Here is a 2014-nt window from a genome sequence, read left to right as displayed (position 1 = left end):
CGAAAATATTGAAAAGAAATGGCAGAAAAAATGGGCAGATGCAAAGCTATTTGAATCTAACCCTGATGAAAGAGAAAAATTATTCCTTACAGTAGCTTTCCCATACCCAAGTGGTGCAATGCATATTGGTCACGGTCGTACTTACACCGTACCTGATGTTTATGCAAGATTTAAAAGAATGGAAGGCTATAACGTATTATTCCCAATGGCATGGCACGTTACAGGTGCACCAGTTATTGGAATAGCTGACAGGATTAAAAGAAAAGACCCTTGGACACTTGATTTATATGAAAGAGTTCACGGTGTTCCAAAAGAAACTTTGCCAGAATTAGAAGACCCTGAATTTATTGTAAAATACTTCTCAACAGAGTATCATGAAGTAATGGAGGAAATGGGTTATTCAATTGACTGGAGAAGAGAATTCAGAACAATTGATCCAACCTATAAAAAATTCATAGAATGGCAAATAACCACATTATACGAAAAAGGATTAGTTGCAAAAGGAGAACACCCTGTAAAATACTGTCCAAACTGTGACAACCCTGTTGGAGACCACGACCTGCTTGAAGGAGAAGGTGTAGGAGTTAATGAACTCACTCTATTAAAATTCCCGATAGGAGATAAAATTTTAGTTACAGCAACACTCAGACCAGAAACAATTGTCGGTGCTACCAACATATGGTTAAATCCTGATGTGGAATATGTTTTAGCCAATGCAAATGGTGAAAATTGGGTTATAACAAAGGAAGCTCACTACAACTTATTAAATCAAATCAAAGATTTAGAAATCATTTCAGAAATTAATCCTAATGATTTAATTGGTAAAATGGCAACAAATCCATTTACTGGAGATGAGTTACCAATATTCCCTGCCAGTTTTGTAAGTGCATCATACGGAAGCGGTGTTGTATTTTCAGAACCTGCTGATGCACCGGCAGATTATATCGCGCTCCAAGATTTGAAAAACAATGATGAATTAATAGCCAAATATGATTTAAGCGGAATTATTGAAAATGTAGAGCCAATTCCAGTATGTACCCTTAAGGGATATGGAGAAATTCCTGCTGCAGACATTATTGAAAGGCTTGGAATTACAGACCAGAACGATGAAAAATTACACGAAGCAACAAATGAATTATACAAACAGCAACACAGCAAAGGAAGAATAATCGAATCCATTCCTGATTTTGGTGGAATGAAAGTTCGATTCGCTCGTGAAGAATTAAAAGAGAAATTAATCAACGACAACATGGCTACAATCATGTATGATTTTGCTGAAAGGCCTGTTGTATGCAGATGCGGAAACAACTGTGTTGTTAAAATCATGGATGACCAATGGTTCATGAAATATGGAAATGAAGAATGGACCGAAAAGACTTTAGAAGTCCTTGAAGGAGAAACAATCATCCCTCATGAAATCAAAAATAACTTTGAATATTATCTCAACTGGCTAGATGATTGGGCCTGTTCTAGAAAAGTAGGACTTGGAACAAGACTTCCATGGGACAATCAATGGTTAATCGAACCTTTAACCGATTCCACCATTTACATGTCCTACTATTCAATTGCAAAATACCTAAGAGACATGAATCCTGATGACTTGAACAGAGCATTCTTCGATAAGGTACTTTTAGATAAGGATTCCGGAGACATTACAGTGCCTGCAGAAAAGGTTAAAGAAATCCAGGATGAATTTAACTATTGGTATCCTCTTGACTGGAGATTATCTGCAAAAGATTTAGTAGGAAACCACTTAAGTTTCCTTATGTTCCACCACAGTGCAATTTATCCAAAAGACAAATGGCCAAAAGGAACCGTAGTATTTGGAATGGGCCTTTTGGAAGGAAACAAAATGTCTTCATCAAAAGGTAATGTTATTTTACTTAAAGATGCTATCAAAGATTACACCGCAGATGTAGTAAGATTATTCTTAATGGCTTCTGCTGAACCATGGCAAGACTTTGACTGGAGAGAAAAAGAAGTTTTAGGAACAAAAAGAAGACTTGAATGGTTT

At 36.4% G+C, this 2014-nt stretch carries 1 protein-coding gene; it reads left to right on the top strand.

Going from position 1 to position 2014, the window contains the following annotated elements:
• Nucleotides 1–2014 (top strand): leucine--tRNA ligase (gene leuS, locus QZU83_RS10710; RefSeq protein WP_295611970.1); only part of this gene is annotated, 2014 nt, incomplete at both ends.

The sequence above is a fragment of the uncultured Methanobrevibacter sp. genome, from assembly GCF_902771435.1.
GTDB lineage: Archaea > Methanobacteriota > Methanobacteria > Methanobacteriales > Methanobacteriaceae > Methanocatella.
This window is presented reverse-complemented; position numbering and strand designations above follow the sequence as displayed.